Here is a 16708-nt window from a genome sequence, read left to right on the forward strand (position 1 = left end):
GGGGCTTGCCCCCGATAGCGGCCTGCGAGTCAACACAAGGATTCGCCTAGAGAAACATCTCCCGCACCAACCCATGGCGCTGCATCTTTTCATTGAAGGTACGGCGCGGCAGTTGCAACTCGGCCAGCACCGCCTTGATATCGCCCTTGTGCCGCGCCAGCGCGGCTTTCAGGCAGTGCGCCTCGAACGCCTCCTGCTGCGCCGCCAGCGATTGCCCGACCTCAATGCCCTCGGGTTCCGGATCGCCCAGCCCCAGGACCTGACGTTCGGCGACGTTGGCCAGTTCGCGCACATTGCCCGGCCAGTCATGGCTGAGCAGGCGTCCCAGTTGCGGGCCGCTCAATGGCTCGGCACTGCGGCCCAGGCGTTCGGCGGCGCTCTGGGCAAAGTGCTCGTACAGCAAGGGAATATCTTCGCGGCGCTCACGCAGCGGTGGCAGGCGCAGTTGTGCGACGTTCAACCGGTAGGCCAGGTCTTCGCGAAAGCGCCCGGCGCGAGCCTCTTCCAGCAGGTCCGGCTTGGTGGCGGCGATGATGCGCAAATCGACGTGGATGCTTTGGTTGGAGCCGAGCCGCTCCAGCTTTTGCTCCTGCAACACCCGTAGCAATTTCACTTGCTGGGCCAGGGGCATGCTTTCGATTTCATCCAGGAACAGGGTGCCGCCGTGGGCGTATTCCAGCTTGCCGATGCGCTTGCCCTGGGCGCCGGTGAATGCACCGCTTTCGTGGCCGAACAACTCGGCTTCAAACAGCTGCTCTGGGATCGCCGCGCAATTGAGCGCCACAAACGGCTTCTTCGCCCGAGGACCAAAATCATGCAGGCAGCGGGCGACCATTTCCTTGCCGCTACCGGTTTCGCCACGGATCAGCACATTGACCGGCAACGTCGCCAGGTCCAGCACCTGGCGTCGCAGGTTTTGCAAACTTCGCGACACCCCCAGCAGGCTGTTCTCCAGTTTCTCCCGGTGGTCGGCCTGTTGATGCAGGCGACGGTTTTCGAGAATCAGCCCACGTTTGTCCAGCGCGCGGCGCAGGCTGTTGAGCAGCGCATCGGGGCTGAAGGGTTTTTCCAGGAAATCGTAGGCACCGTCGCGCATCGCTTCGACGGCCATCGGTACGTCGCCATGGCCGGTGAGCAATATCACCGGCAAGTCGGCATCACGGCGCTGCACTTCGGCCAGCAGCTCCAGGCCGCTGAGCCCAGGCATGCGCACGTCGCTCAGAATCACCCCGGGAAAGTCCTTGGGCAACTGCGCCAGGCACGTTTCGGCACGGCTGAAAAGCTGCACTTCAAATCCCGACAGGCTCAACCATTGCTCGACGGCCGTGCGAATGCTGGTTTCGTCATCGACCACAATCACCGCATTCAACATAGGTCGGGTGTCTCCAGTGCGATAGGCAGGGTCAGGGTGAAGACGGCGCCGTCGCCACGGTTGCCGGCGATCAGGCGCCCGCCCAGTTCGTGCACGATAGCGTAGGAAACCGCCAACCCCAACCCGAGGCCGTCTCCCACCGGCTTGGTGGTGAAGAAGGGGTCGAACACGCTGTTCAGGTGTTCTTCGGCAATGCCGCCACCGCTGTCGCTGACGGTCAGTCGCCACAGCTGCTCATCAGCGTGCAGGTGGATTTCGAGGCGTTTGCGCGGCTTGTTCGCCATCGCATCCAGGGCATTGCGCAGTAGGTTGATCAGTACCTGTTCCAAGCGGATCGCATCGCCGCGTACCCAGGCGGGGCGGGTCAGGTCCAGCAGGGTGCCGATGCCTTCATCGCGCAGGCGCGCGTCGAGCAACTGCAGGGACTGATCGACTACGGTGGCCAGGTCCAGGCGTTCGCGCAGGCCGCTGGGGCTCTTGCGCGCGAAGGTCTTGAGGTGGCCGGTCAGCGCGGCCATGCGTGTGAGCATATCGTCCAGTGGGGTCAGGGCCTTGTAGGCATCGTCTATACGGCCGTGGTCAAGCAGCAGGCGCAGGGTCGCCAATTGCATGCGCTGGGCGGTCAGCGGTTGGTTGATTTCATGGGCGAGGGCGGCAGACATCTGCCCCAGCGCCGCCAACTTGGCCGATTGCACCAGGCCGTCCTGAGCGGTGCGCAGCGCCTGGGTACGCTCCTCCACAAGCTGTTCGAGCTCTTCGCGGCTGCGCTGCCGCAAGCGGGCCAGGCGCCAGCGCTGGGTCAGGAACAGCACCAGGAACACCAGCGCCAGCCATGAGCCAGCGGCGGCCAGGCCGGCGTTGCGTTGGTCTTCAAAGGCGAATTGGGGCTTGCGCAGCAGGTGCAGGGTCCAGCCCTCGGCCTTCAGCGGCAAGGATTCCCAGATGTAGTTGGCGTTGCCGTCAGGTCCGTTGACTCGCATCAGGTGACTGTTGTCGTCGAAGCGTTGCAACGCCTGGGTTTCCAGGGGCTGCAATTGTTTTTTGTCGTATTGGCGGGTGGCCTTGAGTTCGGCCAGGTCGCTGGCCGACAGCGGGCTCAGGTTGCGATAACGCCAGCCGGGCTGGTTGGCGATAAACACGATACCGCGCGCGTCGCTGACCAGCAGCAGGTCATTGCCCTGGGCCCACTCGCGTTCAAGCTCGGGGAATTCCAGCTTGACCACCATGGCGCCGAGGAACTGCTCATGTTCATCGAGCACCGCACTGGAGAGGAAGTACCCCGGCACCCCGGTGGTCACCCCGACCGCATAAAAGCGCCCGGCGCCCTGGCTCTGGGTCTGGCTGAAGTAAGGCCGAAACGCGTAGTTGTGCCCGACATAACTGCTGGGCAGGTTCCAGTTACTGGCGGCCACGGCCAGGCCGGTGCGGTCCATCAACTCCAGGGTGGAAGACTGGGCGGCACCGTTGATGCGTTCCAGTTTGCGGTTGAGCATGTCCTGGGTGGTGGCATCCAGCGGACCTTTCAAGGCGCTGATCATTTCCGAGTCCAAGGCCAGTACGGCGGGCAGGGCGCGGTAGCGTTCGATCAAGGTGTGCAGGGAGTTGGCGTACAACGCGAGTTGCTGGTTGGCGCGGGCGGCATCGTCCACCAGGGCCACGCGTTCGGCGTGGCGCGTGGCCAGGGCCGCGGCCAGCAGTGCACCGGCGATGATGAGCAGGGAATAGAAGGTCAGGCGCAGTGGGCGAGGGATCACGATCATACGATGATGAACAGGCACAGTAAGGGGGAGCACCATAGCATGAGCTGCCTGGATCTTGTGGTGGGAGAGGCTACGGTGGCTAGAGGGCTTGTTGTGGCAAGCCCGCTCGCCACAGGACGCCTGGTCGCCCGTGACCGCCTCGATTGCCAAAGGGCAATCGGCAGTCAGAAAAAAAGGCGACCGGGCTTATCGCCGCAGTCGCCTTTATCCTTGCGGGGAAAGTGCTTACTGCACTTCCACCGCCAGGCTTTCACTGATCTTTTTCTGCCAGATGGCAGGACCGGTGATATGGACGGATTCGCCCTTGCTGTCCACCGCCACGGTGACCGGCATGTCTTTCACGTCGAACTCGTAGATCGCTTCCATGCCCAGTTCGGCGAAAGCCACCACACGCGACTTCTTGATGGCTTGCGCTACCAGGTAAGCAGCGCCGCCGACGGCCATCAGGTACACGGCCTTGTGGTCCTTGATCGCTTCGATGGCGGCCGGGCCGCGTTCGGATTTGCCGATCATGCCCAGCAGGCCGGTTTGCTCGAGGATCTGGCGGGTGAACTTATCCATCCGCGTTGCGGTGGTCGGGCCGGCAGGGCCAACCACTTCTTCGCGCACGGGATCAACCGGGCCGACGTAATAGATGAAGCGACCCTTGAGGTCCACCGGCAGGGCTTCGCCCTTGTTCAGCATCTCGACCATGCGCTTGTGCGCGGCATCGCGACCGGTGAGCATCTTGCCGTTGAGCAACACGGTTTCGCCCGGCTTCCAGCTCTGCACGTCTTCCGGGGTCAGGGTGTCGAGGTTGACGCGACGGGCCGAAGGGCCGGCTTCCCAGACGATTTCCGGGTAGGCGTCCAGCGGTGGCGCCTCCAGCGACGCCGGGCCCGAACCGTCGAGCACGAAGTGCGCGTGACGGGTGGCGGCGCAGTTGGGGATCATGCACACCGGCAGCGAAGCGGCGTGGGTCGGGTAGTCCATGATCTTCACGTCGAGCACGGTGGTCAGGCCGCCCAGGCCCTGGGCGCCGATGCCCAGTTGGTTGACCTTCTCGAACAGCTCCAGGCGCATCTCTTCGATACGATTGGACGGGCCGCGCTTTTTCAGCTCGTGGATGTCGATGGATTCCATCAACACTTCCTTGGCCATCACCGCGGCTTTCTCGGCGGTGCCGCCAATGCCGATGCCGAGCATGCCCGGTGGGCACCAGCCGGCGCCCATGGTCGGAACGGTCTTGAGCACCCAGTCGACGATCGAGTCGGACGGGTTGAGCATGGCCATCTTCGACTTGTTCTCGGAACCACCGCCTTTGGCCGCCACGTCCACTTCCACGGTGTTACCCGGGACGATGGAGTAGTGGATGACTGCGGGGGTGTTGTCCTTGGTGTTCTTGCGCGCGCCTGCCGGGTCGGCGAGGATCGATGCACGCAGGACGTTTTCCGGCAGGTTGTAGGCGCGACGCACACCTTCGTTGATCATGTCGTCCAGGCCCATGGTGGCGCCATCCCAACGTACATCCATGCCCACGCGCACGAACACGGTGACAATACCGGTGTCCTGGCAGATCGGGCGATGGCCGGTGGCGCACATGCGCGAGTTGATCAGGATCTGCGCGATGGAGTCGCGGGCCGCTGGCGATTCTTCGCGCAGATAGGCTTCGTGCATCGCTTGGATGAAGTCAACGGGGTGGTAGTAGGAAATGAATTGCAGGGCGTCGGCAACGCTCTGAATCAGGTCGTCTTGCTTGATCACGGTCATGAGTCGCGCTCCTCTATAAGGGAACATTCAATAAAGGTGGCTTCAGTGAAGTGCATCGGTCGGCTGAAACCACCTTTCCAAGGCGCGTCGCCAAGAAGAGCAGGTATTGTTGGCGCGACGCTAAAAAGGCGCGGCAGTATAACCCGGCGTGGTGGCCGATACACCCGACGATGGTCAAACTCTGTGGCAAGCCCGCTCGCCACAGTTACAGTGTTCCTCCTTGGCTGACAGGCATTATGGCAAGCCCGCTTGCCACAAAAATGCGTTTCGTCATGCTGCCCGCGTTATCGTTAGCAATCTTCGCAATGTTTGAGTCCTTGTATGCCTGAACTGCACGTCGGCGAACGCCACTGGTCGGTCTCCACCGGCAGCAATCTGTTGGATGCCCTGAACCAGGCCGGCGTCGCCGTGCCCTACAGTTGCCGCGCCGGCAGTTGCCATGCATGCCTGGTGCGATGCCAGGGCGACGTCGAGGACAAGCAACCCGACGCCCTCAGCCCGGCACAGCGCCAGGATGGCTGGCGCCTGGCCTGTCAGTGCCAGGTGACGGCGGACTTGCGGGTCGAAGCGTACGATCCGACACGCGACGGTCTGTCGGCCGAAGTGGTAGGCGCTGACTGGCTGAACACGACTGTACTGCGCTTGCGCCTGCAACCGGAGCGCGGCCTGCGCTACCGGGCCGGGCAGCATCTGGTGTTGTGGGCGGGGCAGGTGGCGCGGCCCTACTCCCTGGCCAGCCTGCCCCAGGAAGATCCGTTCTTGGAGTTTCATCTCGAGTGTCGCCAGCCTGGCGCGTTCAGCGATGCCGCTCGGCAGCTGCGTGTCGGGGACCGCCTGCGCCTGGGCGAACTGCGCGGCGGCGCGTTGCAATACGACCCCGCCTGGCAAACCCAGCCGCTGTGGCTGCTGGCATCCGGTACCGGTATGGGCCCGTTGTGGGGCGTGCTGCGCGAGGCGTTGCGCCAGAATCACCAGGGGGCTATCCGCGTGATTCATCTCGCCCGTGATGCCAGTGGCCATTACCTGGCCGAACCCCTGGCCGCGCTGGCCGCGCAGCATGCGAACCTGACGGTGGAGCTATGGACCGCGGCGGAGCAAGCCCAGGCATTGGCGCAACTGCGGCTTGTTTCGCGGCAAACTCTGGCCTTACTCTGCGGGCACCCCGCCAACGTCGAGGCCTTCTCCAAGCGCCTGTTCCTGGCGGGATTGCCGCGCAATCAACTGCTGGCCGATGTGTTCCTGCCCCGTGGTTGAGCGCTGAATTCTACAGCCGCGAGACTGACCATGACCGACGCCATCCTGCAGCAGCGCGAACGTGGGTTGCTGACCCTGCAGTTCAACCGCCCCGACAAGAAAAACGCCCTGACCCGCGCCATGTACACGCAGTTGGCCGAAGCGCTGGAGCAGGCTGACGCGGACCCCGCCATCAGCGCCGTGCTGATTCAGGGCAGCCACGCGTGTTTTACCGCCGGCAACGACATCGGCGACTTTCTTGAACAGCCGCCCAGCGACCTCGACAGCCCACCGTTCCACTTTATGAAAAGCCTGCTCAATTGCCGCAAACCAGTGATCGCCGCGGTGGCGGGCGCAGCGGTGGGCATTGGCACGACGCTGCTGCTGCACTGCGACCTGGTGTACGTCAGTCGCGATGCTCGTTTGCGCATGCCGTTCGTTAATCTGGGGCTGTGTCCCGAATTTGGGTCAAGCCTGATCCTGCCGCGCTTGCTGGGGCACGCGAAGGCGGCTGAGTTGTTGCTGTTGGGGGAGGGGTTCACAGGCGAACAGGCGGCCCTTTGGGGCATTGCCACCGAGGCGCTGGGCAGTGGCGAAGCCGCCTTGGCCAAGGCGCGAGAAATCGCCGAACGCTTTGACACCCTGGCGTCGGGTGCGGTGCAAGTCACCAAGCAATTGATGAAAAGTGTGGACCGTGAGCAGTTGCGGCGAGTGATCGAGGAGGAGGGCGCGTTGTTTGTCCAGCGCCTGAAATCCTCTGAAGCGATCGCAGCCTTGTCGGAGGTTATTTCAAGGAAGTAAGGCTCATCAGGCAGAGCAGGCACGACCTCAGCCGTGCCTGCCTGGAGGAGCCCTTTCTGGAAAAACGAGAACATCAGTAGCCGAAAATTCTCACCATGCTGGCAACGCGATTGCCAGCAACTCCCGAGACGCCGGCCACCACCAGCCTGCTATTGGGTACTTCAGCTCTTTCCACACGGCATGAATTGAATAGAGCGGCAGGTGCGGTATATGCCTTAGGTCTGACCGCACACACGATTGGGCGCCTGTTCGTGGGTGGCGTCTACTGGTAGAGCTGACAGTAGACAATGGGCCGTGAATGTTTTTTTAACTGACAAAAAAGCCCCGCCATTCACATGGCGGGGCTTTCGTTTTTCAACCGATCACTCAGACCATTGGGTCGCCAACGTGCAGGATCTTCATGCCATTGGTGCCACCGGTGGTGTGGTAGCTGTCGCCCTTGGTCAGGATGACCCAGTCGCCTTTCTCTACGACGCCGCGTTTGACCAGCTCGTCGATGGCCTTTTGGCTGACTTCGTTGGGTGCCAGCGAAGCCGGATCGAACGGAATGGTATACACGCCACGAAACAGCGCCGTGCGAGCCTGGGCTTCACGGTGGGGGGTGAACGCGTAGATCGGCACCGAGGAACGGATGCGCGACATGATCAACGGCGTGTACCCACTTTCGGTCAGGGCGATGATCGCTTTAACACCTGGGAAGTGGTTGGCGGTGTACATGGCCGCCAGGGCGATGCTCTGGTCGCAGCTTTCGAAGACCTTGCCGATGCGATGGCTGGAGGTCTTGCTGGTCGGGTGCTTTTCAGCACCGACGCAGATACGCGCCATGGCCTGGACGGCTTCCAGCGGGTACGGGCCTGCGGCGCTTTCTGCAGAAAGCATCACCGCGTCGGTGTAGTCGAGCACGGCGTTGGCTACGTCGGACACTTCGGCGCGGGTCGGCATCGGGTTCTGGATCATCGACTCCATCATCTGGGTCGCCACGATCACCGCTTTGTTGTGGCGGCGTGCGTGCAGGATGATCTTCTTCTGGATACCGATCAGCTCGGCGTCACCGATTTCCACGCCCAGGTCGCCACGGGCAACCATTACGGCGTCCGACGCCTTGATCAGGCCGTCGAGGGTTTCGTCGTCGGCCACGGCTTCGGCGCGTTCGATCTTCGCCACCAGCCAGGCGGTACCGCCGGCTTCGTCGCGCAGCTTACGGGCGTATTCCATGTCGGCGGCGTCGCGCGGGAAGGATACGGCGAGGTAATCCACTTCCATTTCGGCGGCGAGCTTGATGTCGGCCTTGTCTTTTTCAGTCAGGGCCGGGGCGGTCAGGCCACCGCCGCGACGGTTGATGCCCTTGTGGTCGGACAGCGGGCCGCCGATGATCACGGTGCAGTTCAGCTCGGTGACGGAAGCGGTGTCGACGCGCATGACCACACGGCCGTCATCCAGCAGCAGTTCGTCGCCGACGCCGCAGTCCTTGACCAGGTCCGGGTAGTCGATACCGACGACTTCCTGGGTACCTTCGGTCAGCGGGTGGCTGGTGGAGAAGGTGAACTTGTCACCGATCTTCAGCTCGATCCGCTTGTTGGCGAATTTGGCGATACGAATTTTCGGGCCTTGCAGGTCACCCAGCAATGCGACGAAGCGGCCATGCTTGGCGGCCAGGTCTCGCACCAGCTTGGCGCGAGCCTTGTGCTCGTCCGGAGTGCCGTGGGAGAAGTTCAGACGGGCAACGTCCAAACCAGCCAGAATCAGCTGTTCGAGGACTTCCGGCGAGTTGCTGGCCGGGCCAAGGGTGGCGACGATTTTGGTACGACGGACGGACATGCACAGACTCCTGAGTTCAAGCGCTGAGGAAGGCTACTATGCTCTTTGGTTGTAGTCATTGTTCGTTTGCACTACTTATCGGCCATTCGCTTGTTTTCGCTTCGATTGAATAAATGAACATCCTTGAAGATTTTCGACCAGGGGTCGATACACTGCACAAGACAGGAGAACCCCCATGCGAATTTTGCTCATTGCTGCCCTGGCCGTCAGCGTTACCGGCTGCACCCGCTGGTCGATGGACCACCATTTGAACAACGCCTACCGTGCGTACGGGGTCGGTGACTGCGAACGCGTGACCCTGGAATTGTCCCAGGTCGACCGTGAAAGCCGTACCCGCCGCTATGTGCAACCTGAGGTCTCGATGTTGCGCGGGCAATGCCTGGAGCGGCAGAAGCTGTTTGTCGATGCGGTGCAGACCTATCAGTTCATCATTAATCAGTACCCGTCCAGTGAGTACGCTTATCGGGCCCGTGCCCGGCTCGATACCCTGCAGCAACTCGGGCATTACCCCGGCGCGAGCGTTGCGCAGCCACGTCCGGCCTCGTTGTGATGATATTTGTCATTCTATAGCTGGCCCGTCGCCAGTCTTGGGCTATTCTTTGAGTGTCCGTTTGTACAAGTTTGTACTCATACGGATGGAATGCTTGGGATTGGCAGCCGTAGAGTGACAAGGCGCTTGCTGTTGTCGCACCGATTCCCAGGGAGAGCGGCCTTGCATTAGCCGTTCCGAATCACTGGTAAGGCCAGAGTCATGGCCAATGGATGGCGATTTCATCATGTTTACTGATCGACGGATTGAGCGACATCAGTTGTCTTGTTTCCTGCAAGTGTTCAACCGGCTGACGGACAAACCCATTGGCTACTTGGGTAACGTGTCCGAAGATGGGCTGATGTTGATCAGCCAATTGCCGATGATGGTCGACGTAGAGTTCGAGCTGCGCTTGAAGATTCCTGCGGCCGACGGCGATTTTCAGGCCATTGACCTTACAGCTGCCTGTTTATGGAGCCATGAGGACGTCAACCCGCAGCACTATGATTCCGGGTTCAGGGTGGTTGATGCGTCGCCAGAGTACAGTCTTCTGATCAACGCCTTATTGCATTACTTCAGCTTCGATCCCCTGCAGGCTTCTGCCTAGACACTACTTGCTGCGCGCCCGGCTTAGGTCGGGCTATCCACGTTGGGGCGTGTGTGACCTTCACAGGACGCCGGCTTTTTTCCAGCCCAGGTAACGTGTCACCAAGGCCGGCCCCAGCCCTGAGGGTGGTGTATCCAGTACCGACAACCCATGGGCGCTCAAGCGTTCGTGCAGTTCGTCCCTTTTATTCAGGTAGTCGACGGTGCCGCTGTAGGCCAGCGCTTCGGGCAGGGTTTGCACCGGCGACTGGCGCAATTGGTCGAGTACGTCTTCGCGCAGGCTGGCGACCATCACCCGGTGCTGTCGGCCGATGCGCTTGACCGCTGTCAGTAATGCCTCATCGTCCTCATCCCGCAGGTTGGTCACCACAATGACCAATGCCCGACGTTTTTGCCGCGCCAGTAACTGACTGGCTGCGGCCTCGTAATCGGCTGTGCGTCGGGTGGTGTCCAGGTCGTATACGGCGTTGAGCAACAGGTTCAACTGGCCGGTGCCCTTGACGGGGGCCAGGTAGCGCGGCTGGTCGCAGGCAAAGGTACACAGGCCCACCGCATCGCCCTGGCGCAAGGCGACATAACTGAGCAGCAGGCAGGCGTTGAGTGCGTGATCGAAGTGGGACAGTTCGGCATCCTGGCTGCGCATGCGTCGGCCACAATCGAGCATGAACACGATCTGCTGGTCGCGCTCGTCCTGGTATTCCCGGGCAATCGGCGTGCGTTGGCGCGCGGTGGCCTTCCAGTCGATCTGCCGCAGGCTGTCGCCCTCGCGGAACTCGCGCAACTGGTGAAACTCCAGGCCCAACCCCCGTCGCTGGCGTTGACGCACTCCCAGTTGGCTCAGCCAGTTATCCACACCCAATAGCTGGGCGCCATACAGGCGGGCGAAATCCGGGTAGACGCGGGTGGCATCGCTGGCTTGGGTAAAGCGTCGTGCGGCCCACAGCCCCAAGGGGCTGGGCAGCTGTATCTCGCATTGACTGAAACTGAAATGGCCGCGCCGCAAAGGGCGTAGGCGATAGCCCAATTCGCTGCATTCGCCCGGGCGCAGTTCGATGGACTGGGGCATATTCTCCACACTCAAGCCGTCGGGGACGTGATCGAACACCTGTACGGTCAGCGGCTGTGGGTAATCATGTTCGAGTTTCAGGCGTACTTCTCCCCAGCGGCCCAGCGCCAGGCTGCCTGGCATCTGCCGTTGTACCCGCACGGAGGGGCGGCGGTGCAGGCGAGCTGCGTCCAGTAGTGCCAGCAGCAACAGCGCCAGCAGCAGGCCCCAGGCGACTGAATGCAGGCTGGTGGGTAGCTTGAGCTGCAACGCTGCCGCCGTACCCAGCAGGATATTCAAGCCCAGCAGCACGCCGAGCCAGCTCAACAGCAGACGAGTCGGCTTCATGGACGGCTCATTGGCGAGGCGCCGGAATCTGGTCCAGCAATTGCTTGAGCACCTGGTCCACCTCCAGTCCGTCGATATCCAGTTCGGGAGCGATACGAACCCGGTGGCGCAGCACCGCCAAGGCGCAGCCCTTGATGTCGTCCGGGGTGACGAACTCGCCCCCGCGCAGCAGGGCCCGGGCACGGGCACCGCGTACCAGGGCAATGGAGGCGCGCGGACCTGCACCGATGGTCAGCCCCGGCCAACTGCGGGTGGCCCGGGCCAGGCGCACGGCGTAGTCCAGCACTTGCTCGTCCAGCGCCAGCTCACTGGCTATCTGCTGCAACTTCAGTACATCCCCGGCTTGCAGCACGACTCGCAGCGGTTGGACATCCAGCATGTCGGCCCGGGACGAACGCGTGACTTCGCGCACCATGTCCAGTTCCTGCCGGGAGTCGGGATAGTCCATGCGTACCTTGAGCATGAAGCGATCCAGTTCGGCCTCGGGCAGCGGGTAGGTGCCTTCCTGCTCGATGGGGTTCTGGGTCGCCAACACCATGAACGGCTGGCCGATCGGCAAGGCCTCGCCCTCAAGGGTGACTTGGCGTTCCTGCATGGCTTCGAGCAGCGCTGCCTGGGTCTTGGCTGGCGCGCGGTTGATTTCATCGGCCAGCAGCAAGTGGGTAAACAGCGGCCCCTTGCGCAGTTTGAATTGTTCGGTGTGCAGGTCGTACACGGCATGGCCGGTGACATCGCTGGGCATCAGGTCCGGCGTGAACTGGATACGTGCGAAATCGCCGCCAAAGCAACGGGCCAGGGCCCGCACCAGCAAGGTCTTGCCCAGTCCGGGTACGCCTTCAAGCAGCACATGGCCACCGGCGATCAGCGCAGTGAGTACGTCATCGATTACCTGATCCTGGCCGATGACCGCCTTGCGCAGTTCAATGCGCAGGGACTGGGCCTGCTGGCTGGCGAGTTGCAGGGTTTCGCTGGTCAGGGCCGTGGCCGTTGGAAAGTCGCTCATAGGGCATTCCTGAGAGTTTGCAGGCATGCCACCTGACGGCTGAAATCGGCGCTGGAAAGCCGTTTTGCCGAAAGTGGGCCGAGGGCCTGATTGATGACGTGGGAGGGTTGGCGTGTCAGGTGTTCAAGGACCCGCCACTGTTCTTCGGTGTCGAGGTGTTCAAAACCGGGGTGGCGGTGCCGGGCGGCGCGCAGGATATCGCGCTGCAAGGCACGGAGCAGCGTGCCTTGGCCGTTGCGCCGCATGAGGAAATCGGCGCTGGCCTTCAAGTGCTCCTGCAATTGTCGGCGAGCCTTGGGGGCGGGCGCCTGGATCGGCCCCTGGCGCATGCCGGCGTGCCAGAGTGCCAGGATGAGCAGCGCGGCGAGTGCGACCAGGGCCTGGGGGAAATGGCGCAGCAGCAGGGTGAACAGATCGTCCACGTCGCTGTTGAACAGCAAGGTCACGTCAGTGCCCTGGTTCAGGTACCACAGCAGCCAGGCGTTATCGTGCTTGCCGATGTTCGCGTTGTTCCACAGGTCGCTGTCAGTGACCACCGTCACATTGCCTTGCCCGAGGTCGAGTTGCATCAGGTGGCTGGACCTGGCGCTGTTGGCGGAAAACTGCGCGACATGCTTGGGGTCGGTGAGATTGAAGTCGGTATCGAAGCTGAAATAGGCCGGAGCGGTTTCATTGTCGACATAGAGCTTGGTCAGGTCCGGCGTTTTCTTCTTGGGGGCCGGGGAGGGGGCTTCAGGGTCATCGCTCAATGTCTGGTGGATGTGCAGGCGATCGAGCAGCCAGTCACCGCTCTTACCGGTCTCTTCATCCCACAGTGCTTCGGCGACCACCAACAGGTGCCCGCCGGACCTGGCCCACGCCAGCAGTTGATCCACCTGGCGTGGGGTCATGTTGCTGCGCTCACCTAGCAACAACAGGCTGTGGCCCTTGGCTGGCAAGTCGTCAAGCCGATCAAGGCCGTTGGCATGCCCCACCGACAGGCCTTGCTGGCGCAGGAAATGCTCGGCTGCCAGGTAGGGATTGGCCAGCGCCTCCGGCGATGGACCGCGATCCACTACTTGCTCATACGGGATAGCCTTCTGCCACGCGTACAAGCCGCCCGCTCCCAACAGGCATGCCAGCAGCAGCCCCACCCACAATAACGGTTGTTTCATCATGCGGCCCCCGCGTTGAACAGGGCGCGCCAATCTCGGCACAGTTGCTGTTGTGCCAAGGCCGGTGGGAGGCGATGACCATAGGCGAGGTTCTGCCAATGACGGGTCAGATCATCGCTGAAGGCCAGCAGTTGCGGTTGTTGCAACTGATGAATGCGAGCCAGGACCTGGCCCTCGGTGTCTGCGCTTTTCAGCGGCAGGTCGAAGTCGTGCAATAACCGACTGAGCAGGCCGCGATACAGCAGGCCAAGGGCTTCCCGTGGTTGGGTGGCCCAGAGTTGTTCGGCGGTAGCGGCGATATCGTCTGGCAAGGTTTCGGTGGCCAGTTCCAGGCCGAATAATTGCGACGGCACCGGCCTGGTGATTTCAGGCTTGGGTGGCACTTGCCGGCTGACAAACGTGCGCAGCCAATCGCGATAGCGCCAGATCAGCAGGGCCACGCTACCTGCCAGCAAGCTCCATAGCAGCACTTCCAGGGCTTGGGCGACGGGCTTGAAGGTATCGCTGTTGAGATTGTCCAGCAGCGCCTGGAGCCAGGCCGGCAGCTTGCCGTCGCCGTGCTCTTTGTTTTTGACGACGGGTTTATCCTCGCCAAAACGGTAGTGGGTGACGGTTTCCGGGTTCTTGAAGGGGGGCACGTCCAGCAGCGCCTTGATCGATTGGCTGGAGGCCTGGGGCGTCAGTGGCTTGGGTGATATGGCGTTGTCTGCCAGGGCCTGTGGGCTGAACGGCAGCAACATCAGCCCGGCCACCAGCAACAGCAATGGCGCGACACTGCTCAAGCGTTGGCGCAGGCGGCGGAATACCAGCTCCAGGTCCCAGGCCTCCAGCACGGTGCGGCGGTTGAGATAGAGGCTGAAGCCGCAAGCGATGTAGATCGGTTCCCAGAACACCAGGATCAGCGCATAGAAGGCGTTGCCCAGGTGCTCCAGCCATAGCCCTTCTGAATCGCCCGTCAGCGCCAGGCGTTGCCAGTCCCAGGCCAGTTCAAGCTGCTGTGGAATCAATAGATAGAACAGTGCCATGCAGCCAAACCAGAGACCAATCTCCAGATGCACGCCTAGGATGGTCAACCAGCGTGCGGCCCCGGCGTTGTGTTGCTGCAATACACCCAGGCGTTTTTGGCGTGCCGGGCCATCCAGGCCTTCGAGTTGGCTAACCGGCATCACAAAGCTGCGGCTCAGGCTGAACCGCCGCCAAGTCAGGCTGGCCAGCAACTGGCCCTTGAGCAGTCGCGGCCATTGGCGCACCGCCTGCTTGAGGCTGGGCGTCTCGCCAAACAAGGTTTTGGACAGGATATGCAATGGCAGGCGGTCGAAGGCGGGCTTTAACCACCAGAACAGGAATATGGCCGTGGACGGGGATTGCCACAGTAGCGCGGTCAACAGGATGAACACCGGGAGGGTGACGATGGCCCAACTGGCCATTAACAACAGGCGGTGTTCCCGGGCCATTAATACGCCAAGGTCCATGGCTTCCCAGGTCGTACGGGGACGAATCACGACGCTGGCATCACTCAGGCGCATGATGAGTCCGTCCGGCAAGGATCAGGTAGGCGGCCACCAGTAGCCAGAGCCCGGCACCAACCAGGTATTTCACCCAGTGAGCGACCGAGGTAATGGATGACCAGTAGGCTTCGATAAAGGCTGCGATCAGCAGGAAGGCCATGACACCGCAGAGCATCTGCACGCTTTTGTGCGCTGCCAGCCGCAGGGCCTCGCCACGGGTCAACCGGCCGGGAGCGATCAGCGCCCAGCCCAACTGCAAGCCCGCCGCGCCGGCCAGGGCAATGGCGCTGAGTTCGAATGCGCCATGGCCGATGACAAATGACCAGAAAGTCTGGCCATAACCGATTTCAGTGAGGTGCCCGGAGACGGCGCCGATGATCAGGCCGTTGAAAATCAGGAAAAACACGCTGCCCAGCCCGAACAGCAAGCCGGCGGCAAAGGTCTGGAAGGCGATGCCGATGTTATGCATCACGTAGTAGCCGAACATCATCCAGTCTTCACTGGAGGCACGGTCGGCGACGCGGCCCAGGCGACTGGCATCGGGGTCGTACATGCTTTGCATCTCGGCCACCTGCTGGGGGCTGACGATGCTGTAGATCAGCTCGGGGAACAGGTACACCAGCAGCGCGATACCCACCAGGCTGCCGAAAAACAGCAGGCTGGCGATCAATACGAAACGCCATTGTTCACGCACCAGCCGAGGGAAGTCGGCCAGGACGAAACTCAACAGGTTAGCCCCCAACTGGCTGCGATGGCGGTACAACTGTTGGTGGCCGCGCAGTGCCAGCTGTTGCAACGGGTCCACCAGGTAGCTGCTGTAGCCACGCTCCTGGGCCAGGGCGAGATGTTGGCACAAGCGTCGATATTGATGAGGGAAGTCGGCCACATCACCGGCCTTGGCGTTGCCTTGCTCCAACTGCTTCAGTTGCTCGGCGAAGGCTTGCCATTGCGCTTGATGACGACTTTCGAACAGGCTCTGCTTCATGTCGGCCCCAGTAAGCCACGCGCCACGCCATTGAGCTGCTCCACGGCGCGAGCCGGGGATACTTGCAGGGGCGTTGCAAGGATTGAGGCCAGTTCGTGTACCCGCTCAGCCGACAGTTGGCCCTGGCGTTCCGCGAAACCCAGGATCGCACGTTGTTCGCTGAGCTCCAGGGCGAAGGGCAGGCGCAGGGCCGCCGCCGGGGGCACCTGTGGACGAGCCAGGGGGTGTTCACGGTAGATCACCAGCGTGCCGCCGGCCAGGTCGCCCAGTCGTTTGAAATGAGGATGTTGCAGGCAACTGATGGCGCCGAGAAAGTAACCGAAAGGCAGCATGTCGACAAAGCGCAGCAGGTTGCGGATAAGCGAAGCGGACCAGCCAACAGGCGTGCCGTCGTCCTGTACCACGCGCAGGCCCATGACTTGCTTGCCGGGGGAGCAGCCCTGGTTGAGAACTTCAAACAGCACCATGTACCACCAACTGACCAGGAACAGCAGCAGCGAACCCAGGCCTATGCCGATATTGCCGAGCAGGGCCAAAGGCACCAGCAGGATGCCCATGAACAGCCCGCGCACGCCCAGGTCGAAGGCAAAGGCCAGCGCGCGTGGCAGCAGGCCGGCCGGGCGCAAGGGCAGGTCGATGCCCTCCGGGGTCTCGATCTGGTAACGGGTATCCAATGGGGCTGATGGCATCGCGATCCTTGGCAGTGCAGGGCAGTTGGAAGACACGGATGCTAGCAGTGTCGGCGGTGGAAGCAACCATTCAAGGTTTTTCTGGGTGTTTGTACCGTTAAGGTAGCG

At 62.1% G+C, this 16708-nt stretch carries 14 protein-coding genes; 4 read left to right on the forward strand and 10 right to left on the reverse strand.

All coding sequences use genetic code 11. From position 1 onward, the window contains the following. Positions 1-46 precede the first annotated feature (46 nt). The 3 genes from A7317_RS23335 to A7317_RS23345 form a co-directional block, all read right to left on the reverse strand. Positions 47-1372 carry a sigma-54-dependent transcriptional regulator gene (locus A7317_RS23335; protein ID WP_024077184.1) on the reverse strand — a complete coding sequence of 442 codons (1326 nt, stop codon included), beginning with the start codon at positions 1370-1372 and terminating at the stop codon, positions 47-49. Continuing rightward, a complete protein-coding gene (locus A7317_RS23340) occupies positions 1366-3132 on the reverse strand; it encodes an ATP-binding protein (protein ID WP_041161010.1) in 1767 nt (588 codons plus the stop codon). Before A7317_RS23340 ends, A7317_RS23335 begins: the two co-directional genes overlap by 7 nt. A 225-nt stretch (positions 3133-3357) precedes the next feature. After that, on the reverse strand, positions 3358-4881 hold the full coding sequence (locus A7317_RS23345) for a fumarate hydratase (protein ID WP_024077182.1): 1524 nt from the start codon (positions 4879-4881) through the stop codon (positions 3358-3360). Positions 4882-5202: 321 nt separating this feature from the next. On the opposite strand from A7317_RS23345, the gene A7317_RS23350 reads away from it, so the two are divergent. Next, positions 5203-6135, forward strand: a complete 933-nt coding sequence (locus tag A7317_RS23350) for an iron-sulfur-binding ferredoxin reductase (protein WP_069076918.1) — start codon at positions 5203-5205, stop codon at positions 6133-6135. 30 nt (positions 6136-6165) lie between these two features. Further along, positions 6166-6915, forward strand: coding sequence for an enoyl-CoA hydratase-related protein (locus A7317_RS23355; RefSeq protein WP_069076919.1), 750 nt, complete (start codon positions 6166-6168; stop codon positions 6913-6915). A gap of 366 nt (positions 6916-7281) precedes the next feature. Here A7317_RS23355 and pyk read toward each other — a convergent pair whose 3' ends face one another. Then, positions 7282-8733: a pyruvate kinase gene (gene pyk, locus A7317_RS23360; protein WP_024077179.1), complete on the reverse strand. Its 1452-nt coding sequence runs from the start codon at positions 8731-8733 to the stop codon at positions 7282-7284. Positions 8734-8908: 175 nt separating this feature from the next. Here pyk and A7317_RS23365 point away from each other — a divergent pair, with 175 nt between their 5' ends. Then, positions 8909-9283, forward strand: a complete 375-nt coding sequence (locus tag A7317_RS23365) for a hypothetical protein (protein ID WP_024077178.1) — start codon at positions 8909-8911, stop codon at positions 9281-9283. 226 nt (positions 9284-9509) lie between these two features. After that, positions 9510-9869 carry a PilZ domain-containing protein gene (locus A7317_RS23370; RefSeq protein WP_041161290.1) on the forward strand — a complete coding sequence of 120 codons (360 nt, stop codon included), beginning with the start codon at positions 9510-9512 and terminating at the stop codon, positions 9867-9869. Positions 9870-9929: 60 nt separating this feature from the next. Here A7317_RS23370 and A7317_RS23375 read toward each other — a convergent pair whose 3' ends face one another. The 6 genes from A7317_RS23375 to A7317_RS23400 are packed head-to-tail and all read right to left on the reverse strand — an operon-like array spanning position 9930 to position 16600. Then, positions 9930-11261, reverse strand: a complete 1332-nt coding sequence (locus A7317_RS23375; RefSeq protein ID WP_024077176.1) for a DUF58 domain-containing protein — start codon at positions 11259-11261, stop codon at positions 9930-9932. 7 nt (positions 11262-11268) lie between these two features. After that, positions 11269-12264, reverse strand: coding sequence for an AAA family ATPase (locus tag A7317_RS23380; protein ID WP_024077175.1), 996 nt, complete (start codon positions 12262-12264; stop codon positions 11269-11271). Continuing rightward, on the reverse strand, positions 12261-13418 hold the full coding sequence (locus tag A7317_RS23385) for a DUF4350 domain-containing protein (RefSeq protein WP_041161289.1): 1158 nt from the start codon (positions 13416-13418) through the stop codon (positions 12261-12263). The genes A7317_RS23380 and A7317_RS23385 overlap by 4 nt, the downstream gene beginning before the upstream one ends. After that, the gene (locus A7317_RS23390) at positions 13418-14944 is read right to left on the reverse strand and encodes a DUF4129 domain-containing protein (RefSeq protein ID WP_069076920.1); all 1527 of its coding nucleotides are present in this window, start codon (positions 14942-14944) and stop codon (positions 13418-13420) included. Before A7317_RS23390 ends, A7317_RS23385 begins: the two co-directional genes overlap by 1 nt. Further along, entirely contained in the window at positions 14931-15911 is a 981-nt protein-coding gene (locus tag A7317_RS23395) for a stage II sporulation protein M (RefSeq protein WP_069076921.1), read from the reverse strand. The genes A7317_RS23390 and A7317_RS23395 overlap by 14 nt, the downstream gene beginning before the upstream one ends. Next, positions 15908-16600: an RDD family protein gene (locus A7317_RS23400; RefSeq protein WP_041161009.1), complete on the reverse strand. Its 693-nt coding sequence runs from the start codon at positions 16598-16600 to the stop codon at positions 15908-15910. The genes A7317_RS23395 and A7317_RS23400 overlap by 4 nt, the downstream gene beginning before the upstream one ends. Positions 16601-16708: the final 108 nt, after the last annotated feature.

Origin of the sequence: Pseudomonas fluorescens, assembly GCF_001708445.1 — a bacterium.
Lineage (GTDB): Bacteria > Pseudomonadota > Gammaproteobacteria > Pseudomonadales > Pseudomonadaceae > Aquipseudomonas > Aquipseudomonas gorinensis.